Below are 23,370 nucleotides of genomic sequence, written 5' to 3' on the forward strand. Positions count from 1 at the left end.
GGTTCAGCTCCGTAATTCGGCAATTTCATCAGCGGTCAAATAGCGGATCGGACGATCGCCGAGGGTGAAGATCAGCCGCGCTGCATCTTCCATCTCTTCGGTATTGTCCGCCGCCGCTCGCAGGTCTTTACCCGTCACCACTGGCCCGTGGTTGGCCAGCAAAAAGGCGCGGTGGGTCGGCGCCAGGCGGGCCAGATCCTGCGCCAGCCTTTCGTCGCCGGGCCGGTAGTAAGGCACCACCGGCACCTTGCCGACGCGCATCACCACATAGGGGGTGAACGGTTTGATGGCGTTGTCGGCGTCCAGCCCCTGCAGGCAAGAGAGTGCCGTGAGGTAGGTGCAATGCAAGTGCACTACCGCTTTGCATTGGGGGTTGTTCAGATAGAGCGCCCGATGAAAGCTGATCTCTTTCGACGGTTTGTCGCCGGAGAGCCAGTCGCCGTTCAGGCTCACTTTAGACAGGCGATCGGCCTGCAACTCGCCGAGGCAGGAGCCGGTCGGCGTCGCCAGCAGCGCGCCGTCCGGCAGCAACAGCGAGAGGTTGCCGGCGGAGCCGGTGGCGTAGCCGCGTTGGAAAAACGAGGCGCCCAGGCGCACCATCTCTTCACGCGCCTGCTGTTCAATCGTCATGCTCATACCGGGAACTCCGTTTGCGCGCGCGCGAAGAAGGCTTCATCGCCAAAATTACCCGATTTCAGCGCCAGGGAAATGGCCCGATCGCTGGCGCGCACCCAGGGAACGCCGGGTGAAATGCTGGGGCCGATATGGAAGCCGCGAATGCCCAGCGCCTGCGTCACCACGCCGGAGGTTTCGCCGCCGGCGACGATAAAGCGGCTGAATCCCAACTGGCGCAGTTGCACCACCAGCTCGGCGAACAAGGCTTCCACCGCCTTGCTGGCGGCGGCGCCATGCCGTTGTTGCGTTTGCTGCAGCGACTCCGGCGATGCAGTGGCGTAGATCAGCGGGGCAAGCGCTTCTCCGGCATGGCGCTGCGCCCAGTGCGCCAACTCGACGGCGTAGGCGGCGCGCGTCTGGGGATCGAAGCAACGGTCGATATCGATGGCCTGCGCCGCCGCGCGTTCGCGATAGTGCGCCACCTGCCGGTTAGTCATGACGGAGCAGGAGCCAGACAGCACCGCCGCCTTTTCCCCCTGCGGCGCGCCGGCCGCCTCTGCCGAACGTTCGCCGTTCTGCGCCCATTGCCGCGCCAAACCGATCGCCAAGCCCGAACCGCCGGTCACCAGCTTCATCGTTTTCAACGCTTCGCCCTGGGTAAGCAGATGCCGTTCGTTGAGCGTGTCCAGCACCGCGTAGCGCACGCCTTCCTGCGCCAATTGCTGCAGCTTCTCGCTGACTGCCTCGGCGCCGCGATCCATTTCCGCCGCCGTCACCAGCCCACAGCGTCCGGCGGCCTGGGATTCCATCAGGCGAAGCAGGTTGCTGTCGGTCATCGGCGTGACCGGGTGATGACGCATGCCGGACTCAGACAGCAGCTGTTCCCCGACGAACAGGTAGCCCTGATAGACCGTGCGGCCGTTTACCGGCAGCGCCGGGGAAACAACCGTGAAATTTTCCCCCAGCGCGGCGAGCAGGGCGTCGGTCACCGGGCCGATATTGCCCCGTGCGGTGCTGTCGAAGGTGGAGCAGTACTTGAAGTAGAACTGGCGGCAGCCCTGTTTTTGCAACCAGGCCAGCGCTTGCAATGCCTGTTCGATCGCCTGCTCTGCCGGGCAGGAGCGCGATTTCAGGCTGATGACGACCGCCTGAGCGTCGACCGGCGTTTCGTCCTGCGGCACGCCGTTCAACTGCACCGTCGGCAGGCCGTTTTGCACCAGAAAGCTGGCGATGTCGGTCGCGCCGGTAAAATCATCCGCGATTACGCCGAGCTGCATCAGAGCGTCTCCTTTTTCTGCGGCAGATCGATGCCGGCAAAGATTTTGATTACCGCGCTGTCATCTTCTTTACCGTAGCCGGCGTTGCTGGCGGCGGTAAACATGGTGAAGGCGGTGGAGGCCAGCGGCAGCGGGAAATGCAGCGCCTTGGCGGTATCCGCCACCAGCCCCAGATCCTTGACGAAGATATCCACCGCCGATTTGGGCGTATAGTCGCCGTCGACCACGTGGCGCATGCGATTTTCGAACATCCAGGAGTTGCCGGCGGCGTGGGTGACGACGTCATACATGACGTCCAGCGGGATGTTGGCGCGGGCGGCCAGCGCCATGGCTTCCGCCCCGGCGGCGATGTGCACCCCGGCCAACAGCTGGTGGATGATTTTTACCGTCGCGCCCAGGCCGATGGTTTCGCCGATGCGGTAAACCTTGCCGGCGATGGCGTCCAGCACGGGTTGCAGGCGCGCGAAGGTGGCGTCGGCGCCAGCGGCCATCACCGTCATCTGGCCTTCTTCCGCCTTGGCCGCCCCGCCGGAAACCGGCGCGTCCAGCATCGCCAGGCCGTAGTCCAGCAGCCGTTGCTCGATCTGTTTGGCGTCATCGGCGGAAATGGTCGAAGACACCATCACCGCCGTGCCCGGCTTGAGCTGCGGCGCCAGGCCTTGCTCGCCGAACAGGATTTGCTTCACCTGCGCGGCGTTTACCACCAGCAGCAACACGGCGTCCAGCTCGGCGGCGAAGTCGCGCGCGCTGGGGGCCGTTTGTTTCGCGCCGGCCTGTTGCAGCGCCGCCAGCGCCTGCGGATTGAGATCGGCGCCGTAGGTGGTCAATCCGGCGCGGAGGCATGAACGCGCGGCGCCCATGCCCATCGCCCCCAGCCCGATGACGCAAACGGCATAATTCCCTGGGTGTGTCATACTGCACTCCTGTTAATTTTAGTGATAATTTGTTTTGTTGTGTTAAATGTAAGCGCTTGTCGGCTGATTATCCGCGATCGCTATCACAATAATTAACAATGCGTGAAACGGGTTTTTCGTGCGATTTCTGGCCTGAAGCAACATTACTATTATGTTTTTAAATAAGTTTATTTTTGGCTGGCCTAACTGCGCTCGCCGTCACGCTGCGAGAAATTAGGGCTATCGGCGAACGAAAATTGACGTAAAATCACAATTATTATCACCGCAGCAACGAGAGGGAACCGTGATACCTGTAGAACGCCATCAACAAATTCTTGCGCTGGTATCCGAACGCGGCGTCGTCAGCATCGCCGAGCTGACCGAACGGCTGGGGGTGTCACATATGACGATCCGCCGTGACGTGCAAAAGCTGGAAGAGCAGGGGGCGGTGCAGTCGGTCTCGGGCGGCGTGCAGGCGCCGGAACGGGTGGCGAGCGAACCTTCTCACCAGACCAAAGAGGGGATGTTCGGCCGGCAGAAAATCGCCATCGGTCGGCTGGCGGCGCGGCAAATTCCCGCCAATAGTTGTATCTATCTGGATGCCGGCACCACCACGCTGGCGCTGGCGAAACAGATCGGAGAACGTGACGATTTGACGGTGGTGACCAACGACTTTGTCATCGCCGGGTTCCTGATAGAGCATAGCCAGTGCCGAATCATCCACACCGGCGGCACCGTGTGCCGGGAAAACCGTTCCTGCGTCGGCGAGGCGGCGGCGCAGGCGCTGCGCGGTCTGTTTATCGATCTGGCGTTCATCTCCGCCTCTTCGTGGAGCATGCGCGGCCTGTCGACGCCGAACGAAGATAAGGTGATGGTGAAGAAGGCCATCGTCGAGGCCAGCCGCCGCCGCATTCTGCTCAGCGATACGTCCAAATACGGCAAAGTCGCCACCTATCTGGCGCTGCCGATCGCCGCCTTTGACGCCATCATTACCGACGAAGGGTTGCCCGCCGCCGCGCGGGAGGCCATTGAGCAAGCGGGGATTGCATTGCTGACGGCGGGAGAAGAAGAATAAGAACGAACCGGAATCAGGATGAAAGTTCGGTATCGATGCTACGTGCGGGCGGTTCACTGGCTTCAACGCCGCCGCGTTCACGCCATTCGCGGCGCCTTTGTTCCCACCACTCTTCGTGGAAGGCTTGCATCTCTTTCAGGCGCTGTTCCTTAACGTGCTGTTGGCAAGTATGGGATGCTATGGGGGCTACGTGGGATTTCGATGACATAGAGGCCGTCCTTTATAAACTCTATTTTGTATAAATAATGCCCTTTGTGCGCGCATTTTTTCAACAAAAAATCATAAATTTTAGCTAATGCTGGCCTTAACGGTGCACTTAAGATGATCCTGGCATGATACTGATAGGCAAACTTGAGAAGAGTTTCCCCGATGCCAACAACGAATAAGCGTTCGCGTTGGAGAAGGGTATAATGCATTGCAGTATAGGTATCGAAAGCTGAGCGCCGATACCTGTTTACGTCGCTCAACGCCTTAACATCATAAAACTCCAGAGAGAAAGCATTATTGAGGAGAGCAGTGTCCACATACACTGGGGCAAACCAATGGTGCATGTTTTGCCCAATTCTCTTGAAATCCAAATGATAGATGGCCGATTTACCATCACCTTTTCTGACGGCAATCTGATATCTGTATGTGTCTGCTATTCCAGTGTGTGACTCCCTCACATCAATATCCATGATAAAATCCTTTTTACTATTATTTTTCCTATAGTTATCCCTTTTGTGACGAACAGATTATTAACCGCGGCGGAGACGATCCTCCAGCCGCCGATGAAGGTTGTGCGCAGCGCCGCGCAAAACTAAATGCCGCTGAACCAGTTGTAGCCCTGATCCTCCCAATAGCCGCCCGGATTGACGTCGCTGACGAAGATCGCGGCGATATGTTTGGCGTTTTTGAACCCCAGCTTGGTCGGCACGCGTAGCCGCAGCGGGTAGCCGTAGTCCGCCGGCAGCGCCTTGCCGCCGAAATCCAACGCCAGGATGGTCTGCGGGTGCAGCGCGGTGGCCATGTCGAGGCTGGCGTAGTAACGATCGGCGCATTTGAAGCCGACGTAACCGGCATTCAGATCCGCGCCGACGTGCTGCAGAAAGGTGCGCAGCGGCACGCCGTCCCATTGGCCAATGGCGCTCCAGCCCTCAATGCAGATCAGACGCGTGATCTGGCTTTGCTGCGGCAGCCGCTGCAGCTGTTCCAGCGTCCAGGGCGCTTTTTTCTCCACTTTCCCCGCGACCTCAAGCCGGTAGCCGGCGAGATCGATCTCGGGGACGTTGTATTCCGGGTAAAATGCGTTAAAGGGGAAGGGGTGAGTGATCTGGTCCGGCCGGTAAGTTTGCGCCAACCGCTGGCCGCTGAACAGCCAGGCCTGCACCCGGTCGTTCCAGCGCGACATAGCCCACAGCACCTTATCCACCCGATCGCCGTCTTGCAGATTACACCCGGTCAGCATGGCGATGCCGCCCAGCGTCAGCCCGGAGCGCAACATCAGCCGGCGTTGCAGATTGACCAGCTGCTTTTTTTGGTCCGGTTCCAGCGTCGGCGCGGTTGCCCGCTGTTTTTTCTCATTCATGTTTGCCACCCGTTATCATCGCCCACAGGGTTTTGGGCACGACAGCCACCATAAAGACGTGGATCGCCACAAACAGGCCGATGCCGGCCATGGCGAAGAAATGCACGTAGCGCGCGAAGTCGAAGCCGCCAAACAGCGCGACCAATCCCTGTAGCTGAACCGGTTTCCAAATCGCCAGGCCAGACAGCACCAGTAATAGCCCCAGCGCCAGTACGCCGAGGTACATCAGTTTCTGAATGGCGTTGTAGCGGCCATGCCGGTGGCGCAGGCGCAGCGTCATCGCCAGCCAGATATCCTGCCGCAGCGCGTCGGCGCGAAGCGGCAACAGATCGCGGCGAAAATGGCCGCTGAACAGGCTCCACAGCAGATAGCAGACGGCGTTGAGCGCCAATAGCCACATCACCGCCAAATGCCAACCAATCGCGCCGCCCAGCCAACCGCCCAGCGTCATCTGCGGCGGAAAGCTGAAATCGAACAGCGGCGAGGCGTTGTAGATTTCCCAACCGCTCATGAACATGCACACCATGGCGAACAGGTTGATCCAATGAGTGATTCGAACCGGCCAGCGATGCACCGGCGGCGACGCGTTGGTCTTCATGGCATTCCTCCGGTTACATCGGCGGCACGGTGCCGTCTTTGCCGGCGGAAATGCGCGTGGCGATGCGCTGGCCCTTATCGTCGGCGGCGGAGAACAGCACGATGTGCACGCCCGGTTTCAGCAGGCTCAGATCGCCCGGATCCAGCGTCACGATCGGCACGTCTTCCGGCACGACGACGGTTTTCTGCTGGTTGCCATAGGTGACGGTGAGGGTGCGGCCGTTAGATTTCACCAGCTTGCCGACGGTGCCGTTGGTCATGGTGTCTACTTTGCCGTCGGCGGATTCCCAGGCCGAATGCCCTTCGCCGGTGCCGCGCAGGCTGGCGGCGAACACGTGCACTTCCAGTGCCTTGAGCGTGCCGTCCGGCTGCGGCACGGCGGCGGTGCCGATAAAGCTGTCCGGCTTGATATCGTCCAGCGTGGCTTTGGAAACGCTGAGCACTTTAGTTTGCTCGTTCAGCTTGACGCTGAGTGTCTCGCCCTTGCGGTCGGTCAGCTGCAGATTGCCGTCGGCAACCTGCGTGATGGTGCCGCGCAGCGGCGCAATCACCTTGCCCGGCGGTTGGGCGGCGGCGGCCAATCCGCTGGAAAGCAGTAACGTGGACAACAGTAAACCGGCTATACGATGACGGGTAATCATAACGTTCTCCTGAAATGAGTTTGCCGGTTAAGCATGGTTGACCTACTGGGTCAGCGCCATGGCCGTTTGATGACATTAATGTCATCAAGTTTGTCCGCTGAAGCTGCTAGTATTTTTGCAGACGTAACGAGGTGGCGAGCATGCGAATACTGGTAGTTGAAGACGATATCGGCACAGGGGATTACCTGAAGAAAGGGCTGGGGGAAGCGGGCTATGGCGTCGATTTGGCGCGCAACGGCACCGACGGGCTGTTTCGCGCGTTGGAGCAGGACTACGATGCGATCGTGCTCGATGTCATGCTGCCGGGGCTGGATGGCTGGCAGATCATCGAGATATTGCGCAAGAAAAGCGACGTGCCGATCCTGTTTCTCACCGCCCGCGATGGCGTGCAGGATCGCATCCACGGTCTGGAGCTGGGCGCAGACGACTATCTTATCAAACCGTTTTCCTTTACCGAGCTGGTGCTGCGTTTGCGCACCTTGCTGCGCCGCGGGCCGGCGCGCGAAGCCGATCATTACGCCATCGCCGATCTGCAGTTGGACGTATTGCGCCGCCGGGCGGTGCGCCAGGATCAGGTGATCCCGTTGACCAATAAAGAATTCATGCTGCTGCATCTGCTGGTGCGGCGCGAAGGCGAAGTGCTGTCGCGCACGCAGATAGCCTCTCAGGTGTGGGACATGAATTTCGACAGCGACACCAATGTGGTTGACGTGGCCATCAAACGCCTGCGCGCCAAAATCGACCGGCCGTTCGACGTCAAGCTGATCCACAGCGTGCGCGGCATCGGCTATGTTTGCGAGCCGCGCTCGTGAACGCCCGCGCTTCACGTCGGCCGGTGTCGCTGACGCTGCGTACCGCCATGCTGTTCGCGCTGGTGGCCGCCTGCGTGGTGAGCGGGGCGGGCTGGTATCTGTTCGGCGCGATGCGCCAGGAAATGACGCTCCGCAGCGATCTGCAGGTGACCGGGCGCGTAGAGTATTTCCGCCATTTACTGGGGCAGCGCTTTCCTTTGGCGCGCCTGACCGCCAATAACGGCCTGTTCGAAAATATGCTGGGCAATGAACAGGACGTGCTGATTTTCCAAATCCCGGGGCAAAAACCGCTCATCAATGTGAATCCGGCCAGGGTGGCCCTGCCGCCGATCGCGCCGACACCGCCCGAACAGGCGCAGACGCTGGCCGCCGTGCGCGGCGGGGAGACGGCGCAGGGGGTGCCGCTGCGTGCGGCATCGGCGATGGTGCGTCTGGAAGACGGCAGTTTGCTGCAGATCTCCGCTGCGCACGTCATGGTCAACGAGCAGAAGATGCTGGCGCGTTACCTGTGGCGCATTGTCGCTGCGGTCATTGTGGCTTTCCTGCTGATTGCGCTGCTGGGCTATGGGGTCATGCGCCGGGGATTGAAGCCGCTATGGCGCATGGCGGCGCAGGCGTCGCAGATCGCGCCCAATACATTGTCCACTCGCCTCAGTGAACAGGGGGCGCCGAAGGAGTTGCAGCAGCTGACCCGGTCGTTCAATGCGATGCTCGATCGGTTGAATGAAGGCTATCAGCGGCTGACGCAGTTTTCCGCCGATCTGGCCCATGAGATCCGCACGCCGGTGGGCGCGTTGATGGGCCAGTGTCAGGTGGCGCTGTATCAACCCCGCAGCGTGGAGGAGTACGAAACCCTATTGTCGAACAATATGGACGAGCTGGAGCGTATTTCGCGCATGGTGGAAAACATCCTGTTTCTGGCGCGCGCCGGTGAGGCGCAGTCTGCGCTGAACTACAGTCGTCTGGAGGTGGCGGCCGAGCTGCGGCGGGTGGCGGATTATTTCGAAGGGCTGGCGGAAGAACGCGGCATCGCGCTGAGCTGCGAAGGGGAAGGAGAGCTGAAGGCGGACGCGATGTTGTTCCAGCGGGCGCTGAGCAACCTGGTGGCCAACGCGGTGCGCTATGCCGATGAAAACAGCCTGATCGTGTTGCGGGCTGAACGGCGTGCCGATGCCTGGTGGGTGCAGGTCATCAATCAGGGGCCGCCGATCGCGCCGGCGCATCTGGAAAAGCTGTTCGATCGTTTCTACCGCGCCGATCCCGCGCGCAGCGCCGGCAGCCACGCCAGCGGCCTCGGGCTGTCCATCGTGCGCGCCATCATGACGCTGCACGGCGGTGAGGTGCGCGCCGAATGTATCGAGCGCGCGCCTGTCGCCAGCCTCATTTTCAGCCTGCGGTTCCCGCTAGCGCAATAACCGATATGCCGGATTAACGCGGCGGAATGGCAAAGCGGAAGCAGGCGCCGCTTTGTGGTTGTTCGATCAGCTGAATGTCGCTGTCGTGCAGCTGCAGAATGCGCCGCACGATCATTAACCCCAGCCCGCCGGCGGGGCGTCGGACGCCGCTCAGGATAGACGGCCGCACGAACAGATCGGCGCGCAGCGTCTGCGGAATGCCGGGGCCGCTGTCGCTGACCTGCACCATCACCTGGTCTTCCTGCCGCCACAGCCGCACGCCGATGTCGCCGCCGGGCGGCGTATGGCGAATGGCGTTGTCCAGCAGATTAGTCAGCACCCGCTCAATCATGCTGAGATCGGCGAACACTGGCGGCACGCCGGGGGCGATGTCGGCGTGCAGCCGCTGGTTGCGCGCCTCCGCCGCCAGCTCGAACTTCTGGAACACGTCCTGCAGCAGTTCGCTGAGGGAGAAGGGTTCTTTCTGCGGTTTCACCACGCCATATTCCAGCCGCGCCAGTTCGAACAACTCCTGCGCCAGCTTGCCCACCTTGCGGCTCTGCGCCAGCGCGATCTCCAGATAGCGCCGCCGATCGGTGTCGCTCAGGGTGGCGGCCTTGACCGACAGCGTTTCCAGATAGCCGTGCAGCGAGGTGAGCGGGGTGCGCAGATCGTGCGAGACGTTGGCGATGAATTCGCGCCGCAGCCGATCCTGCTGCGCCAGCGTTTGCCACTGTTCGGCGAGGCGCTGCGCCATGCGGTGGAAGGCCTGTTGCAGCTGGCTGACCTCGTCGCGCCCGGCCGGCACCGCCGGCAGCGCCGCGTAGGTCTGCACTGCCTCAATACCGCCGCTGTCCAGCGCATTGACCTGACGGGTCAGGCGCCGGATGGGGCGAGTGACCCAGTAGAACGCGAAACCGCCGGCCAGCAGGCTGAACAGCACCATCACCCCGGAGGTCCACAGCGCCATCCTGGCCGCCGAGTTGAACTGGGCGTTGCTGGCCAGCGCCGTGTACTCTTCACCGAGCAAGACCACATACAGATAGCCCTCGACCCGGCCGTCGACCTTCAGCGGCGCAACGCTGAACACCTTGCGCCCGTCCGCGCTGCGCGGATCGTCGCCGTACACCGGCATCTGCGCGCCATCGAGCAGCGCCTGCAGCGGCGCCAGCGCGACCCGCTGCCGCTTCAGATGCCCGGCCGGCGCGGCGTTGCCGATGATTGCGCCCTGTTTGTCGAGCAGATAAACCTCAACGCTGGGGTTCACTGCCATCAGCTGATCGAACAGGGTATGCACCGCCTGTGGATCCGGCCCGTTCACCCCCAGCAGCGGATTGCTGTCGGCGATATGCTGCGCCAGGTTGCCGGACAGGCGCTGGATCACCGCCTGGCTGTACTGGGTATTGCTGCGCACCTGCATCCAGCCGGAAAAGGCGCAGCCGATGACGATCAGCAGCGCGAAGATAATCGTGAGGCGTTGCGCTAACGTAAGGTTTTTCATGGCTCACTCTTGCGGCGCGGCCGCGAATTTATAGCCCATGCCCCACACCGTGAGGATGCGCTCGGGTTCCGCCGGGTTGCGCTCGATCTTGATGCGCAGCCGGTTGATATGGGTGTTGACGGTGTGCTCATACCCCTCGTGCTGATAGCCCCAGACCTGATTCAACAGGCTGAGGCGCGAGAACACCTGGCCCGGGTGGCGGGCGAAAAAGTACAGCAGGTCGAATTCGCGCGGCGTCAGCTCGATCGGCTGTTGGTGCAGGCGCACTTCGCGGGCGATGGGATCGATGGTCAGATCGTTGAAGCTGAGCGCGCCGGCGTCCATGCGCAGGTTGCGGCTCATCGCCTCCTGGCGGCGAAACAGCGCCTTGACCCGCGCCACCAGCTCCAGCATGGAAAAGGGTTTGGCCAGATAGTCGTCGGCGCCCAGCTCCAGCCCCAGCACGCGGTGCACCTCGCTGGAGCGCGCGCTGGTGATGATGATCGGCGTGTAGCGCGTCATGGTGCGCGCCCGGCGGCAAATCTCCAATCCGTCTACGCCCGGCAGCATCAGATCGAGGATCAAGGCGTCCCAGCCGGCCTGTTCCAGCATCGCCATGCCCTGATTGCCGTCGGCGGCGTGGCTGATGGCGTAACCCTCGTCACGCAGATGCAACTGCAGCAGCTCGGCGATGTCGCCGTCGTCCTCGACGATCAAAATTCGTTTTGGCTTGTCCATTCTCATTACCGCTGATTAGCCCGATTCTCTCTGAAGTCTACACAACCGCCACCGGCGGAGTTATCACATTTTATTTAACTTTGCGTGAGGTCTTGGGGAACAAATCCGGGGAATACTCGGTTCATCGCATCGTTAGCTGGCAGGAATCGTTATGAGCCTCACCCTCACCCCGGAACAACGACAGACCGTACATCCGCTGTGGCTGCGGTTAACGCATTGGCTGAATGCGCTGGCGATGCTGATCATGGTGACCAGCGGTTGGCGCATCTACAACGCTTCGCCGCTGTTCAACTTCAGTTTTTTCAACGAGCTGACGCTCGGCGGCTGGCTGGGCGGCGCGCTGCAGTGGCACTTCGCCGGCATGTGGCTGTTTGGCGTCAACGGGCTGTGTTACCTGCTGCTGAACCTCGCCAGCGGGCGCTTCAAACGCAAATATTGGCCGCTCAGCCCGAAGCAGTTTCTCGCCGATGTCGGCGCGGCGCTGCGCGGCAGGCTGCAGCACGCCGACCTGCGCCACTACAACATGGTGCAGCGCGTGGCCTATCTGTCGGTGATGCTCCTCGGCGTGCTGAGCGCGCTGTCCGGACTGGTGCTGTGGAAATCGGTGCAGTTTCCGCTGCTGCGCACGCTGCTCGGCGGCTATGAGGCGGCGCGCTATATCCACTTTTTCGCCATGTCGGCGCTGGTGGCCTTCGTCGCGATCCATTTGGTGATGGTGGCGCTGGTGCCCCGCACGCTGCTGGCCATGCTGCGCGGACGTTAAGGAGTTCACGATGAAAAAGGATAAACAGATCATGACGATCGTTGAAGGGCAGGCGATCGTCAAAGAAGCGCAGCGCTTGTTGACCGCGTCGTCCCGCCGCCGCTTTCTGCGCAACGGCCTGACGCTGGGCGGTATCGCTATGCTTACCGGCTGCGATCTCAGCGGCAACGCCAACGTCGAGCAGGCGCTGAGCCGTATTTCGCGCCTCAACGATCGGGTGCAGGGCTGGCTGTTCAACGGCGATCGCCTGGCGCCGGTCTACCCGGAGTCGATGATCACCCGGCCATTCCCGTTCAACGCCTTTTACGCCGAGGAGGACGCGCCCGACATCAACGGCGACGACTATCGGCTGGAAGTGGCGGGGTTGGTGCAGGACAAGCGCGCCTGGAGCCTGCCGCAGCTGCATCGGATGGCGCAGGTTAGCCAGGTGACGCGTCATATCTGCGTCGAGGGTTGGAGCGCCATCGGCAAGTGGGGCGGCGTGCCGTTCGCCAACTTTCTTAAGGTAATCGGCGCGGATCTGAGCGCCCGCTACGTCAGCTTTAAATGCGCCGACGACTATTACACCAGTATCGACATGGCCACCGCGCTGCATCCGCAGACGATTATCGCGCTGACCTACGACGGCCAGACCTTGCCGCGCAAGTACGGCTATCCGATGAAGCTGCGCATGCCGACCAAGCTGGGCTACAAGAATCCGAAGCACATTCAGGTGATCGAGGTCACCAACCGCTTCCCGGGCGGTTACTGGGAAGACCAGGGTTACAACTGGTTTGGCGGCAGCTGAGGCGGCCGCCGGCCATTCTCCGGCACTCCGGTGCCTTTAACATGACGGAAGGAAATACCATGAAAAAGTTATTCGCAATGATGATGTGCAGCGCGCTGATGCTGGGCGTGGCCGGCGCCAACGCCGCGGACGGCATGAGCAAAGACGCGATGAAAAAGGACGGCATGAGCCAGATGTCGCACGACGGCATGGCGAAAGATGGGATGAAGAAAGAGTGCATGGGCAAGGACTGCATGAAGAAAGACAAAATGGGCAAAGACGCCATGAAAAAGGATGGCATGGCGAAAGACAGTATGGCCAAAGATGGCATGAAGAAAGACGAGATGAAAAAGGATGCGATGGGGCACTAAGCCGCCTCACCCCGCGGCCGCAAGCGGCAAACCGCGGCGGCTGCGGGCAACATAAGGAGAGAGGACGATGCTGGCGACATGGCTGCGACGCTTTCGGCGCTCGAACGGGGACGTTATTTTTATGCGCGCGGCGCTGGTGGTGATCTTCGCCGCCTTCGGCTACGCCAAATGGTTTGATTATGAGGCGCAGGGGCTGGTGCCGCTGATCGGCAACAGCCCGCTGCTGAGCTGGATGCATCAGGCGTTCGGCATTCGCGGCGCCAGTTATGCATTGGGCGTCGCCGAATGGAGCTTCGGTTTACTGCTGCTGGCGGGGTTCTGGTCGCGGCGTCTGGGTTTGCTGGGGGCGATCGGATCGACGGTGACCTACCTGACCACGCTGACGCTGATCTTTTCCACGCCGGGCGCCTGGGAGCCCTCCGCCGGCGGTTTTCCGGCCATGGCCGGCGCCACCAGCTTTTTAATCAAGGATCTGGTGTTGCTGGCCGGCTCCCTGGTGCTGCTGAAGGCCGATTTGCCGGCCGAGCAGGCATAAAAAAGGGCGTAGCCTGGCTACGCCCTCTGGTTATTTCTCGGCCGTCACATATCCGGGAAGGTCAGGGTGCCCCCCGGCGCTTCGCGATGAATGTGCAGGAAGTTCAGGTGCTTCTCGTACTGGTCGAGAATATCTCCAATCACCTGTTCCTTGCTGTAGTCCATCAGGTCGTTGCCCTGGGTGCCTTCCATCAGGAAGGTTTCCAGCCGGTAGTAGTGCGACTTGCCGGAGCGGGCGCGGTAGGTGAAGCCCGGCACCGAGTAGCGCATCGGCCAGATCTGATAGATAAAGTTCTGTTCCTCGCCCAGGTGCACCAGCAGCTCCAGGTGGTTCAGGCGTTCGTCTTCGGTCGGCGGCACTTCGCTGAACTCCACCTTCGCGCCGCGCAACTCCAGCTCGCGCGCCACGTCCTGCATCGCCGGGCGGCAAACCTTATCCAACATTTTCTGCGTGTACTGCGTGCCCGGGTAGTTCATCACCCGCGACAGACGCTGTTTCCAGTTGAGCACGTCGTGGCTGGAGACCGGCACCGGCGCCAGGGTGCTGAGCGCGCTGGCCTTGCGGTAGTCCTCCACCCGCAGCGACTTGTACAGCCCGGCCATCACGAAGAAGATCACGAAGCTGAACGGCAGGCCCATGATCACCGTGGTTTTCTGCAGCGCCGGCACGCCGTCGGTCATCAACATGCCGATGGTCAGCAGGCCAATGGCCACCGACCAGAAAATCCGCAGCCAGTTCGGCGCATCATTATTGATGTCGGCCAGGCGCGAGGTGAAGTTGCCCAGCACCAGCGAGCCGGAGTCCGCCGAGGTGACGTAGAACAGCAGGCCGGTGATGGTGGCCACCGAGGCGCTGAAGGTGAAGCCGGGGTATTGCGCCAGCAGGCTGTAGAAGCCGCGCTCCGGGAACTGCATCACTTCCTGAGCAAACTCGGCGTTGCCGTGGATGATCTGGTACAGCGCGCTGTTGCCGAAGATAGACAGCCACAGCAGGGTAAACACGAACGGTATGATCAGCGTGCCGACCACGAACTGGCGAATGGTGCGCCCGCGCGAGATGCGCGCCAGGAACAGGCCGACGAACGGCGACCACGCCACCCACCAGGCCCAGAAGAACAGCGTCCAGTTGTTCATCCACTCCACCGGCCGATCGAACGCGAAGCTGTTGAGCGTCATGCCCATAAAGCGGTTGACGTAATCGCCGACGTTAAGCACCAGCGCGTTGAGCAGGAACTCGGTGTCGCCGAAGAACAGCACGAACAGGATCAGGCCCAGTGCCAGCAGCACGTTCAGCTCGGACAGGATGCGAATGCCCTTGTTGACCCCCGAGGTGACCGAGATGGTGGCCATGATCACCGACAGCAGGATCAGCGAGCCCTGCACCGTCAGGTTTTCCGGGATCTCGAACAGCACCTTGAGGCCGTAGTTGAGCTGCACCACGCCAATGCCCAGCGTGGTGGCGATGCCGAAGATGGTGCCGAGCACCGCGGCGATGTCCACGCTGTGGCCGATCGGGCCGTTGATGCGTTTACCGAAGATCGGGTACAGCGCCGAGCGAATGGTCAGCGGCAGATTGTAGCGATAGCTGAAGTAGCCGAGGGCGATGCCCATCAGCGCATACATCGACCAGCCGGTCAGGCCGTAGTGGAACAGCGTCCAGACCATCGCCTGGCGGGCGGCCTCCAGCGTTTGCGCGTCGCCTTCCGGCGGCATCATGTACTGGGTCACCGGCTCGGCGACCGAGAAGAACATCAGATCGATGCCGATGCCGGCGGCGAACAGCATCGCCGCCCAACTCATCAGGCTGAACTCCGGTTTGGACTGTTCCGGCCCGAGCTTGATGGAACCGAAGCGCGAGGCGGCGATAAACACCACGAACACGATGTACAGCGTCGCCGCCAGCAGGTAGTACCAACCGAAGGTGGTCGACACCCAATTCAGCGTGCGGGTGATCCACTGCCCGGAGAAGTCGGTGAAAAAGATGGTCATCAGCGAGAAGGCCAGGATCAGCCCCGCCGAGGTGAAGAAAACCACAGGGTTGAGGCGGTCCTGCTGCGGTTTGGAGGAGGTTTCGCGTGTTGTCATCGTCATCCTCTGAACTGAGTAAAATCGTGCCGCTCCGCATTCTGGGGCGCGTTGGCGCATCCGGAAAACGGGCGAATGAAGGCGGCGGCCATCCCCACGGGAATGGCCTGAACGATGCCGCTTTCGCCTGCTTATGAAGCACCGGAGCGCTTCGCGGCGGGAACCGCTTACAGCCACTGATTTTGGTCAGATTCGTTAATTACCTCACAAAAATCAGCCAGTTCCACAACCAGAAAATACATTTTTTTAACCAGGCGGCAATAAAATATATGCAATTTTTATTGAACGTTCAATCAAAAAAAAGTTTAATAGTCCTCATGATGACCTGAATCACGGGCGAAACGGCAGTGAAATTTGCCCGCTGAGATAAGGCCGAAGTCGGTTTTGTGAGAGTCGAAATATGCCAAAGGTAGGAATGCAGCCAATCAGAAGGCAGCAGTTGATTGATGCCACGCTCGCCGCGGTAAACGAAGTGGGAATGCATGACGCCACCATCGCGCAGATCGCGCGGCGGGCCGGCGTTTCCAACGGCATCATCAGCCATTATTTCAAGGATAAGAACGGCCTGCTGGAAGCCACGATGCGCTATCTGATCAGCCATCTGGGCGAGGCGGTGAAGCTGCGGCTGCAGGCGCTGACCGACAACAGCCCGGCGGCGCGGCTGCAGGCGATCGTCGCCGGCAACTTCGACGACAGCCAGATCAACAGCGCGGCGATGAAGACCTGGCTGGCCTTTTGGGCCAGCAGTCTGTACCAGCCGCAGCTCAACCGCTTGCAACAGGTGAACGGCCGTCGGCTCTATTCCAACCTGTGCGCCGAGTTTCGCCGCGTTATGCCGCAGCCGCAGGCGCGGTTGGCGGCCAAGGGGCTGGCGGCGCTGATCGATGGGCTGTGGCTGCGCAGCGCGCTGCGCGGCTCCGCGTTCAATCAGGCGCAGGCGCTGGCGCTCACGACCGAATACATCACGTTCCAACTCCGGGGGCAAACGCCGCCCGGAGGATAACTCAAGGAGATCCTATGTCCCGTTTTGGCTTGCAGAAGCTCTATATTCATGGCGCCTATGTAGACAGCACCGCTGGAAAAACCTTCAACGCCATTAACCCGGCGAACGGCGAAGTTCTGGCTGAAGTCCAGTCCGCCGGCGCTGAAGACGTCGATCGTGCGGTGGCCAGCGCGGCCAGCGGGCAGAAGGTGTGGGCGGCGATGACGGCGATGGCGCGTTCGCGCATCCTGCGTCGCGCGGTGGATATTCTGCGCGAGCGCAACGATGAACTGGCGGCGCTGGAAACGCTGGATACCGGCAAAGCGATGTCGGAAACCACCGCGGTGGATATCGTCACCGGCGCTGACGTGCTGGAGTACTACGCCGGCCTGATCCCGGCCATTGAAGGCGAGCAGATCCCGCTGCGCGATACCTCGTTCGTCTACACCCGCCGCGAGCCGCTGGGCGTGGTGGCCGGCATCGGCGCCTGGAACTACCCGATTCAAATCGCGCTGTGGAAGTCCGCGCCGGCGCTGGCGGCGGGCAATGCGATGATCTTCAAGCCGAGTGAAGTCACGTCATTGACGGCGTTGAAGCTGGCGGAAATCTACACCGAAGCCGGCCTGCCGGACGGCGTGTTCAACGTGGTGACCGGCAGCGGGGCGGAAGTGGGGCAGTACCTGACCGACCATCCGGGCATCGCCAAAGTCTCTTTCACCGGCGGGGTGAAAACCGGCAAGAAGGTGATGGCCAACGCGTCGGGTTCGACGCTGAAGGAAGTCACCATGGAGTTGGGCGGCAAATCGCCGCTGATTATCTTCGACGACGCCGATCTGGATCGCGCCGCCGATATCGCCATGATGGCCAACTTCTACAGTTCCGGCCAGGTGTGCACCAACGGCACCCGCGTCTTCGTGCCGGCGGCGCTGCAGGCGCAGTTTGAGGCGAAAATCCTCGAACGCGTGAAGCGCATTCGCCTCGGCGATCCGACCGATCCGCAAACCAACTTCGGGCCGCTGGTCAGCTTCGCGCACATGGAATCGGTGCTGCGCTTTATCGAGAGCGGCAAAAACAGCGGCGCGCGCCTGCTGTGCGGCGGCGAACGCGTCACCCACGGCGAATTCGGCAAGGGCGCTTATGTGGCGCCGACGGTGTTCAGCGACTGCCGCGACGATATGGAAATCGTGCGCGAGGAGATCTTCGGGCCGGTGATGAGCATCCTCAGCTACCAGAACGAAGAGGAAGTGGTGCGCCGCGCCAACGACACCACCTTCGGCCTGGCCGCGGGCGTGGTGACCCACGATCTGGCCCGCGCGCACCGCGTGATCCACCAGCTGGAAGCCGGCATTTGCTGGATCAACACCTGGGGCGAGTCGGCGGCGGAAATGCCGGTCGGCGGTTACAAGCAGTCCGGCGTCGGCCGTGAAAACGGCCTGACCACGCTGGAGCACTACACCCAGATCAAATCGGTGCAGGTCGAGCTGGGCGAATACGCCTCGGTATTCTGATCTTCCCGCCGTCTTTCGAGCCGCAGCCGCGTTGGCTGCGGCCGACAATCTCTAGAGAGCCAAAATACACAGCCTGTTGCCGAGCCGCGCTTCGCGTCTTTGCCTGACCAGGCCTCTATAAAGTAAGGAGATAATGAATGGAATTTGACTACATCATTATCGGTGCCGGTTCCGCCGGCAACGTGTTAGCCACCCGATTGACCGAAGACGCCGACGTCAGCGTCCTGCTGCTGGAAGCCGGCGGCCCGGACTACCGGATGGATTTCCGTACCCAGATGCCGGCCGCGCTGGCGTTTCCGCTGCAGGGCCGCCGCTATAACTGGGCGTATGAAACCGATCCTGAGCCGCACATGAACAACCGCCGGATGGAATGCGGCCGCGGCAAAGGGCTGGGCGGTTCATCCCTGATCAACGGCATGTGTTACATTCGCGGCAACGCGATGGACTTCGACAACTGGGCCAAGGCGCCGGGTCTGGAAGACTGGACGTATCTGGACTGCCTGCCGTATTTCCGCAAGGCGGAAACGCGCGATATCGGCCCGAACGATTACCACGGCGGCGATGGCCCGGTGAGCGTCACCACGCCGAAGGCCGGTAACAACGAACTGTTCCACGCCATGGTGGAAGCCGGCGTGCAGGCGGGCTATCCGCGCACCGACGATCTGAACGGCTATCAGCAGGAAGGGTTCGGCCCGATGGATCGCACCGTGACGCCGAAAGGGCGCCGTGCCAGCACCGCCCGCGGTTATCTGGATCAGGCGCGTTCGCGGCCGAACCTGAAGATCGTCACCCATGCGCTGACCGACCACATCGTGTTCGACGGCAAGCGCGCAGTGGGCGTTAACTATCTGCAGGGCGACAGCAATCAACTGACCCATGCCAAAGCGCGCCGCGAAGTGCTGCTGTGCGCCGGCGCCATCGCCTCGCCGCAAATTCTGCAGCGTTCGGGCGTCGGCCCGGCGGCGCTGCTGAAAAGTCTGGACATCAACGTGGTGCACGATCTGCCGGGCGTCGGAGAGAACCTGCAGGACCACCTGGAGATGTATCTGCAGTACGCCTGTAAGAAACCGGTGTCGCTGTACCCGGCGTTGCAATGGTTCAATCAGCCGAAAATCGGCGCGGAATGGCTGTTCAACGGCACCGGCGTCGGCGCCAGCAACCAGTTCGAGGCCGGCGGTTTCATCCGCAGCCGTGCAGAGTTTGCCTGGCCGAACATTCAGTATCACTTCCTGCCGGTGGCGATTAACTATAACGGCAGCAACGCGGTGAAAGAGCATGGCTTCCAGGCCCACGTCGGTTCGATGCGTTCGCCGAGCCGCGGCCGAGTGCAGGTGAAGTCGAAGGATCCGCGCCAGCACCCGAGCATTCTGTTCAACTACATGTCGACCGAACAGGATTGGCAGGAGTTCCGCGATGCTATCCGCATCACGCGCGAAATCATGGCGCAGCCTGCCCTGGACGAATACCGCGGCCGTGAGATCAGCCCAGGGCCGGAGGTGCAGACCGACGAGCAGCTGGACGCCTTCGTGCGCGAGCACGCCGAAACCGCCTTCCACCCGTCCTGCTCGTGCAAGATGGGCGAAGACGAGATGGCGGTGGTCGACGGCCAGGGCCGGGTGCACGGCATGGAAGGATTGCGGGTGGTGGATGCGTCGATTATGCCGCTGATCATTACCGGCAACCTGAACGCCACCACCATCATGATCGCCGAAAAGATCGCCGACCGCATTCGCCAGCGCGCGCCGTTGCCGCGCAGCACCGCCGACTACTACGTCGCCGGCGATGCGCCGGTGCGCAAGCAGTAACCGACACGCCCTCTCGCCGTTGAGGGGGAGGGCCGCCGTAGCAAGCAACCCCTCTCCATATGCTCTTCCCCAAGGCGAGGGGGCAACTCTCTTTTTATTCCTTATCCCATCATGCCGCCGGCAGCGAGATTGCCTGATCGAAACTGTTGGGCGTCGCCATGCGCCACATGCGGGCGTAGAACTCGCTTTTGATCTCCGGCTGCAGCAGCGCGCCCGGCTCCAGGTAGTAATAGATATCGGCGTACACCTTGATCTCGGTCGGCGTGATGCGGCGCAGCATATGGTGCGAGGTCAACTGCTCCGGGCGGCTGACGCCGGCCGCCGCCAGCATGTCCGCCAGCGCTTTCACCGTATTTTGATGGAAGTGATAGACGCGCTCCGCCTTGTTCGGCACCACCAACGCCTTCTGACGCAGCGGATCTTGCGTCGCGACGCCGGTCGGGCAGTGGTTGGTGTGGCAGCTTTGCGACTGAATGCAGCCGACGGCGAACATAAAGCCGCGCGCCGAATTCACCCAGTCGGCGCCGAGCACCAGCACGCTGGCGATGTCAAAGGCGCTGATGATCTTGCCGCTGGCGCCAATCTTGATTTGGTCGCGCAGACCGCAGCCCACCAGCGTGTTATGCACGAACAGCAGCCCTTCGCGCAGCGGCATGCCCATATAGTTGGAGAGTTCGAGCGGGGCGGCACCGGTGCCGCCTTCCTTGCCGTCCACCACGATGAAGTCCGGCAGAATGCGGGTGTGCAGCATCGCCTTGATGATGGCGACGAACTCCCACGGGTGGCCGATGCACAGCTTGAAACCGACCGGTTTGCCGCCTGACAGCTCGCGCAGCTGCTGGATGAACTGCATCATTTCCAGCGGGGTGGTAAAGGCGCTGTGCGAGGCCGGCGAGATGCAATCCACGCCTTCCGGCACGCCGCGGGTGGCGGCGATTTCCGCATCCACTTTTTTCGCCGGCAGAATGCCGCCGTGGCCCGGTTTGGCGCCCTGGCTGAGCTTGATTTCAATCATTTTCACCTGCGGGCTTTGCGCCTGTTCGGCAAAGCGGCGCGGATCGAAATGGCCGTCGGCGGTGCGGCAGCCGAAATAGCCGCTGCCCAGCTCCCACACCAGATCGCCGTTGTTTTCGCGGTGATAGCGGCTGATGCTGCCCTCACCGGTGTCGTGGTAGAAATTGCCTTTGGCCGCGCCGAGGTTGAGTGCGCGAATGGCGTTGGCGGAGAGCGCGCCGAAGCTCATCGCCGAAATGTTGAAGATTGACGCGGAGTAGGGCTGGCGGCAGTCGGCGCCGCCGATGGTGATGCGAAAACTGGTGGGATCGGCGGCTTCCACCGGCCGCATGGAGTGGCCGATGCATTCATAACCGGTTTGGTACACGTCCAGCAGGGTGCCGAACGGCTTGTCGCCCATCTCGTTTTTCGCCCGGCGATACACCAGCGTGCGCTGGGTGCGGGAGAACGGGATCTCTTCATTATCCTGCTCGAGGAAATACTGGCGCAGTTCCGGGCGGATGAATTCAAAGAAGAAGCGCAGGCGGCCGATGATCGGGTAGTTGCGGCAAATGGCGTGGCGCTGCTGCGTGAGATCGTAGATACCCAGCACCATCAGGCAACCGCAGGCCAGGGCCGGCAGCCAGAACCACGGATGGTTGTGCATCATGATCAAGAAAACCAGGGTGAGCAAGATGCTCAGCACAAAGCAGGTATAGCGGCTGAATAAGGACGACTTCATAACATCTCCTGATGTTTATTTTTAATCCACACGACATGACTCACGGATAATCCGTGTGCAAATCGTAGCCAACAGGAGAGGATGTTGTGTGTCTGTTGCTGCTTTGTCGCCGGTTGTTACATTAATTTAACTCGGCGAGGGGGCGGGTTGCCGCGCGGCGTACCGCGCAACAAACCAGGGCGTGTTATTTGCCGGCGACGAAGATGGTGCTCATGCTGCGCAGCCGCAGCTTTTTCATCGCGCTGTATTTCTGCGAGAAGATGGTTTTCGGGTGCGTGCCGCGTTTTTCCGCGATATGCAGCAGGCTGTCGCCACGCAGCAGATTGAAGATCACGTCGCTTTCCGCTGGGCTGAGCTCGCGGGTTTTCTGCACCCGGATACCGCCCGGCTCTTTGCTTTCCAGCAGCCGCTGGATTTTTTCCTGCAGCGAATAAAGCGGAATGCGGGTGGAGACCAACTCGACGGAAATCCCCAGGATCGACAGCAGTTTCACCACGCGCTCGTCGTCATAGAACACCAACAGGCGCGTTTTGCTGTTGTACTGCTGGTGCAGGGACACCAGGCTTTCGATCACGTTGACGCTCTGCTCCAGGTTTTGCGAGGTGAAAATCAGTGCGATATCGTGCTTGGTGATCTTTTCCGCTTTGGCGCCGCCGTGCATGAAATCGGAAAACAGGCGGATATCGTACGCGCCGTAGTGTTTCTTCAGCAGCACCGACAGGCCAACATAGCTGTACTTACACTCACTAATCACAAGAACGTTGTTTTTAGACATAGGGCAAACACCAATACCGAGTTAAAAGTATTCAGCTGTAAGAAGCGAGTTCAAATCCTTAATGCTGGATTCCTTCCACAGCTTTCCCTGCAGTGCGTAATATGGCATTTCATCCAGCCATTTCTTGTGTTCGGGAGTTTCAACTCCTTCGATAATTACCTTGTAATGATTAAGGTAAAAGAAGCGCAGTAACGCGCGCATCAAGCCCTCGCCGCCGGACTTTTTCATAAAGTCCCAAAGCAGAAAACGATCGAGCTTAACGAAGCGGAACTGGCTGTTGTACAACGCGGAAAAACCCGCATAGCCAGAACCAAAATCATCGAGCCAAAATGAATAACTATTCAATGACGGATCGCCGTGCACGCGATCTTTCACCAGCCGGGTTGAATTCTCGCTGATCTCAAAATGAATACAGCGCAGGGCATTAATTCTTTCGGCAAAGTGAGTATTCGCCAGCGATTGCAGGGAATAATCGTCAACATTCAAAGTGGCTATCACTTGGTTTTCATGAAACCAGTGTTTGTATTTATCGATCAGATTGATCTGATCCATCAAAATCTCAATCCGGGTAGCGCTGTCGGCATGGCGAAAGAACTGTTCAGGAGAAAAATGGGCATATTCGCTATTAAACGTAAAGCGAGACAGGCATTCAACGGCCAGCAATTGTCCCGATTTCGCGAACATTGGCTGGAAAACATAATTAATGCCGTTATTTTTCTCTCTGAAAGAACCGCTCATTTCCCAATCCTTGGATTGATATTTAACTTGTTGATTTTAAATGATTAAAAAGAAAGTTACTCCGTATTTTTTGGTAAATTTCTTATTTAAAGCGTCAGGATGGCCGAAACGTGTCGACAGACCATTTAACGCGGAATTCGTGCCAAAGTCCAAACGTCGCAATCTGTTACTAAATGTAAATATTCGGGATAATATTCTGATTTTCAGGCCTTAACGCAA

At 60.5% G+C, this 23,370-nt stretch carries 23 protein-coding genes; 10 read left to right on the top strand and 13 right to left on the bottom strand.

Annotated elements, in window-relative coordinates:
- Window positions 1-3: 3 nt before the first annotated feature.
- From ACMGG9_RS06120 to ltnD, 3 genes are read right to left on the bottom strand one after another with little or no spacing between them, the layout of a single operon-like run.
- Complete coding sequence (locus ACMGG9_RS06120; protein WP_414161975.1) at window positions 4-636, bottom strand: aldolase; 633 nt, start codon at window positions 634-636, stop codon at window positions 4-6.
- Window positions 633-1,892 (bottom strand): 3-oxo-tetronate kinase, encoded by a 1,260-nt coding sequence (gene otnK, locus ACMGG9_RS06125; protein ID WP_414161976.1) that lies wholly within the window; start codon window positions 1,890-1,892, stop codon window positions 633-635. The genes ACMGG9_RS06120 and otnK overlap by 4 nt, the downstream gene beginning before the upstream one ends.
- On the bottom strand, window positions 1,892-2,806 hold the full coding sequence (gene ltnD / locus ACMGG9_RS06130; protein WP_033642399.1) for an L-threonate dehydrogenase: 915 nt from the start codon (window positions 2,804-2,806) through the stop codon (window positions 1,892-1,894). The genes otnK and ltnD overlap by 1 nt, the downstream gene beginning before the upstream one ends.
- Before the next feature lie 283 nt (window positions 2,807-3,089).
- Between ltnD and ygbI the strand changes: the two genes are divergently transcribed.
- Window positions 3,090-3,860, top strand: a complete 771-nt coding sequence (gene ygbI, locus ACMGG9_RS06135; RefSeq protein WP_101453357.1) for a DNA-binding transcriptional repressor YgbI — start codon at window positions 3,090-3,092, stop codon at window positions 3,858-3,860.
- A gap of 149 nt (window positions 3,861-4,009) precedes the next feature.
- Here the strand turns inward: ygbI and ACMGG9_RS06140 are convergent, their stop codons facing one another.
- From ACMGG9_RS06140 to ACMGG9_RS06155, 4 genes are all read right to left on the bottom strand, one after another.
- Window positions 4,010-4,537 carry a hypothetical protein gene (locus ACMGG9_RS06140; protein WP_414161977.1) on the bottom strand — a complete coding sequence of 176 codons (528 nt, stop codon included), beginning with the start codon at window positions 4,535-4,537 and terminating at the stop codon, window positions 4,010-4,012.
- Window positions 4,538-4,659: 122 nt separating this feature from the next.
- A complete protein-coding gene (locus tag ACMGG9_RS06145) occupies window positions 4,660-5,427 on the bottom strand; it encodes a molybdopterin-dependent oxidoreductase (protein WP_414161978.1) in 768 nt (255 codons plus the stop codon).
- The gene (locus tag ACMGG9_RS06150) at window positions 5,420-6,025 is read right to left on the bottom strand and encodes a cytochrome b/b6 domain-containing protein (RefSeq protein ID WP_414161979.1); all 606 of its coding nucleotides are present in this window, start codon (window positions 6,023-6,025) and stop codon (window positions 5,420-5,422) included. Before ACMGG9_RS06150 ends, ACMGG9_RS06145 begins: the two co-directional genes overlap by 8 nt.
- 13 nt (window positions 6,026-6,038) lie before the next feature.
- Window positions 6,039-6,665, bottom strand: a complete 627-nt coding sequence (locus tag ACMGG9_RS06155; RefSeq protein ID WP_108680350.1) for a hypothetical protein — start codon at window positions 6,663-6,665, stop codon at window positions 6,039-6,041.
- A gap of 140 nt (window positions 6,666-6,805) precedes the next feature.
- Between ACMGG9_RS06155 and ACMGG9_RS06160 the strand changes: the two genes are divergently transcribed.
- Window positions 6,806-7,477, top strand: coding sequence for a heavy metal response regulator transcription factor (locus tag ACMGG9_RS06160; protein ID WP_414161980.1), 672 nt, complete (start codon window positions 6,806-6,808; stop codon window positions 7,475-7,477).
- Window positions 7,474-8,892 carry a heavy metal sensor histidine kinase gene (locus ACMGG9_RS06165; protein WP_197795434.1) on the top strand — a complete coding sequence of 473 codons (1,419 nt, stop codon included), beginning with the start codon at window positions 7,474-7,476 and terminating at the stop codon, window positions 8,890-8,892. Before ACMGG9_RS06160 ends, ACMGG9_RS06165 begins: the two co-directional genes overlap by 4 nt.
- A 13-nt stretch (window positions 8,893-8,905) precedes the next feature.
- Here ACMGG9_RS06165 and ACMGG9_RS06170 read toward each other — a convergent pair whose 3' ends face one another.
- Entirely contained in the window at window positions 8,906-10,372 is a 1,467-nt protein-coding gene (locus tag ACMGG9_RS06170) for an ATP-binding protein (RefSeq protein WP_414161981.1), read from the bottom strand.
- 3 nt (window positions 10,373-10,375) lie between these two features.
- Window positions 10,376-11,089 (bottom strand): winged helix-turn-helix domain-containing protein, encoded by a 714-nt coding sequence (locus tag ACMGG9_RS06175; RefSeq protein WP_414161982.1) that lies wholly within the window; start codon window positions 11,087-11,089, stop codon window positions 10,376-10,378.
- Between the two features lie 151 nt (window positions 11,090-11,240).
- Here ACMGG9_RS06175 and ACMGG9_RS06180 point away from each other — a divergent pair, with 151 nt between their 5' ends.
- The 4 genes from ACMGG9_RS06180 to ACMGG9_RS06195 all read left to right on the top strand — a co-directional run bounded on the left by ACMGG9_RS06180 (window position 11,241) and on the right by ACMGG9_RS06195 (window position 13,524).
- On the top strand, window positions 11,241-11,852 hold the full coding sequence (locus ACMGG9_RS06180) for a cytochrome b/b6 domain-containing protein (protein ID WP_033650571.1): 612 nt from the start codon (window positions 11,241-11,243) through the stop codon (window positions 11,850-11,852).
- Window positions 11,853-11,862: 10 nt separating this feature from the next.
- Window positions 11,863-12,639, top strand: a complete 777-nt coding sequence (locus tag ACMGG9_RS06185; protein WP_046686687.1) for a molybdopterin-dependent oxidoreductase — start codon at window positions 11,863-11,865, stop codon at window positions 12,637-12,639.
- A gap of 59 nt (window positions 12,640-12,698) precedes the next feature.
- On the top strand, window positions 12,699-12,989 hold the full coding sequence (locus ACMGG9_RS06190; RefSeq protein WP_015377176.1) for a pentapeptide MXKDX repeat protein: 291 nt from the start codon (window positions 12,699-12,701) through the stop codon (window positions 12,987-12,989).
- Window positions 12,990-13,056: 67 nt separating this feature from the next.
- Window positions 13,057-13,524 (top strand): YkgB family protein, encoded by a 468-nt coding sequence (locus ACMGG9_RS06195; RefSeq protein WP_016928490.1) that lies wholly within the window; start codon window positions 13,057-13,059, stop codon window positions 13,522-13,524.
- Between the two features lie 44 nt (window positions 13,525-13,568).
- On the opposite strand, the gene ACMGG9_RS06200 is transcribed toward ACMGG9_RS06195, so the two are convergent.
- Complete coding sequence (locus ACMGG9_RS06200) at window positions 13,569-15,608, bottom strand: choline transporter (RefSeq protein WP_004939112.1); 2,040 nt, start codon at window positions 15,606-15,608, stop codon at window positions 13,569-13,571.
- A 400-nt stretch (window positions 15,609-16,008) separates the two neighbouring features.
- Here ACMGG9_RS06200 and betI point away from each other — a divergent pair, with 400 nt between their 5' ends.
- The 3 genes from betI (at window position 16,009) to betA (ending at window position 19,903) form a co-directional block, all read left to right on the top strand.
- Window positions 16,009-16,611: a transcriptional regulator BetI gene (gene betI, locus ACMGG9_RS06205; RefSeq protein WP_033642409.1), complete on the top strand. Its 603-nt coding sequence runs from the start codon at window positions 16,009-16,011 to the stop codon at window positions 16,609-16,611.
- Between the two features lie 14 nt (window positions 16,612-16,625).
- The gene (gene betB / locus ACMGG9_RS06210; protein WP_047572157.1) at window positions 16,626-18,098 is read left to right on the top strand and encodes a betaine-aldehyde dehydrogenase; all 1,473 of its coding nucleotides are present in this window, start codon (window positions 16,626-16,628) and stop codon (window positions 18,096-18,098) included.
- 137 nt (window positions 18,099-18,235) lie between these two features.
- Window positions 18,236-19,903: a choline dehydrogenase gene (gene betA, locus ACMGG9_RS06215; protein WP_004939099.1), complete on the top strand. Its 1,668-nt coding sequence runs from the start codon at window positions 18,236-18,238 to the stop codon at window positions 19,901-19,903.
- 109 nt (window positions 19,904-20,012) lie between these two features.
- Here the strand turns inward: betA and ACMGG9_RS06220 are convergent, their stop codons facing one another.
- The 3 genes from ACMGG9_RS06220 to ACMGG9_RS06230 all read right to left on the bottom strand — a co-directional run bounded on the left by ACMGG9_RS06220 (window position 20,013) and on the right by ACMGG9_RS06230 (window position 23,151).
- On the bottom strand, window positions 20,013-21,638 hold the full coding sequence (locus ACMGG9_RS06220; protein WP_414161983.1) for an FMN-binding glutamate synthase family protein: 1,626 nt from the start codon (window positions 21,636-21,638) through the stop codon (window positions 20,013-20,015).
- Between the two features lie 184 nt (window positions 21,639-21,822).
- Entirely contained in the window at window positions 21,823-22,413 is a 591-nt protein-coding gene (locus tag ACMGG9_RS06225; protein ID WP_004939094.1) for a LuxR family transcriptional regulator, read from the bottom strand.
- Window positions 22,414-22,434: 21 nt separating this feature from the next.
- Window positions 22,435-23,151 carry an EAL domain-containing protein gene (locus tag ACMGG9_RS06230; protein WP_016928483.1) on the bottom strand — a complete coding sequence of 239 codons (717 nt, stop codon included), beginning with the start codon at window positions 23,149-23,151 and terminating at the stop codon, window positions 22,435-22,437.
- Between the last annotated feature and the right edge of the window lie 219 nt (window positions 23,152-23,370).

The organism is Serratia sp. BNK-10, assembly GCF_047456065.1.
Classification (GTDB): Bacteria; Pseudomonadota; Gammaproteobacteria; order Enterobacterales; family Enterobacteriaceae; genus Serratia; species Serratia ureilytica.

Coding starts and splice junctions, on each gene's coding strand:
- ACMGG9_RS06225 (WP_004939094.1), bottom strand. CDS start 22,413: ATGTCTAAAAACAACGTTCTTGTGATTAGTGAGTGTAAGTACAGCTAT.
- ACMGG9_RS06145 (WP_414161978.1), bottom strand. CDS start 5,427: ATGAATGAGAAAAAACAGCGGGCAACCGCGCCGACGCTGGAACCGGAC.
- betI (WP_033642409.1), top strand. CDS start 16,009: ATGCCAAAGGTAGGAATGCAGCCAATCAGAAGGCAGCAGTTGATTGAT.
- ACMGG9_RS06190 (WP_015377176.1), top strand. CDS start 12,699: ATGAAAAAGTTATTCGCAATGATGATGTGCAGCGCGCTGATGCTGGGC.
- ACMGG9_RS06140 (WP_414161977.1), bottom strand. CDS start 4,537: ATGGATATTGATGTGAGGGAGTCACACACTGGAATAGCAGACACATAC.
- ACMGG9_RS06220 (WP_414161983.1), bottom strand. CDS start 21,638: ATGAAGTCGTCCTTATTCAGCCGCTATACCTGCTTTGTGCTGAGCATC.
- ACMGG9_RS06170 (WP_414161981.1), bottom strand. CDS start 10,372: ATGAAAAACCTTACGTTAGCGCAACGCCTCACGATTATCTTCGCGCTG.
- ACMGG9_RS06200 (WP_004939112.1), bottom strand. CDS start 15,608: ATGACAACACGCGAAACCTCCTCCAAACCGCAGCAGGACCGCCTCAAC.
- ltnD (WP_033642399.1), bottom strand. CDS start 2,806: ATGACACACCCAGGGAATTATGCCGTTTGCGTCATCGGGCTGGGGGCG.
- ACMGG9_RS06230 (WP_016928483.1), bottom strand. CDS start 23,151: ATGAGCGGTTCTTTCAGAGAGAAAAATAACGGCATTAATTATGTTTTC.
- ACMGG9_RS06195 (WP_016928490.1), top strand. CDS start 13,057: ATGCTGGCGACATGGCTGCGACGCTTTCGGCGCTCGAACGGGGACGTT.
- betB (WP_047572157.1), top strand. CDS start 16,626: ATGTCCCGTTTTGGCTTGCAGAAGCTCTATATTCATGGCGCCTATGTA.
- ACMGG9_RS06175 (WP_414161982.1), bottom strand. CDS start 11,089: ATGGACAAGCCAAAACGAATTTTGATCGTCGAGGACGACGGCGACATC.
- otnK (WP_414161976.1), bottom strand. CDS start 1,892: ATGCAGCTCGGCGTAATCGCGGATGATTTTACCGGCGCGACCGACATC.
- ACMGG9_RS06150 (WP_414161979.1), bottom strand. CDS start 6,025: ATGAAGACCAACGCGTCGCCGCCGGTGCATCGCTGGCCGGTTCGAATC.
- ACMGG9_RS06180 (WP_033650571.1), top strand. CDS start 11,241: ATGAGCCTCACCCTCACCCCGGAACAACGACAGACCGTACATCCGCTG.
- ACMGG9_RS06120 (WP_414161975.1), bottom strand. CDS start 636: ATGAGCATGACGATTGAACAGCAGGCGCGTGAAGAGATGGTGCGCCTG.
- ACMGG9_RS06155 (WP_108680350.1), bottom strand. CDS start 6,665: ATGATTACCCGTCATCGTATAGCCGGTTTACTGTTGTCCACGTTACTG.
- ACMGG9_RS06160 (WP_414161980.1), top strand. CDS start 6,806: ATGCGAATACTGGTAGTTGAAGACGATATCGGCACAGGGGATTACCTG.
- ACMGG9_RS06185 (WP_046686687.1), top strand. CDS start 11,863: ATGAAAAAGGATAAACAGATCATGACGATCGTTGAAGGGCAGGCGATC.
- betA (WP_004939099.1), top strand. CDS start 18,236: ATGGAATTTGACTACATCATTATCGGTGCCGGTTCCGCCGGCAACGTG.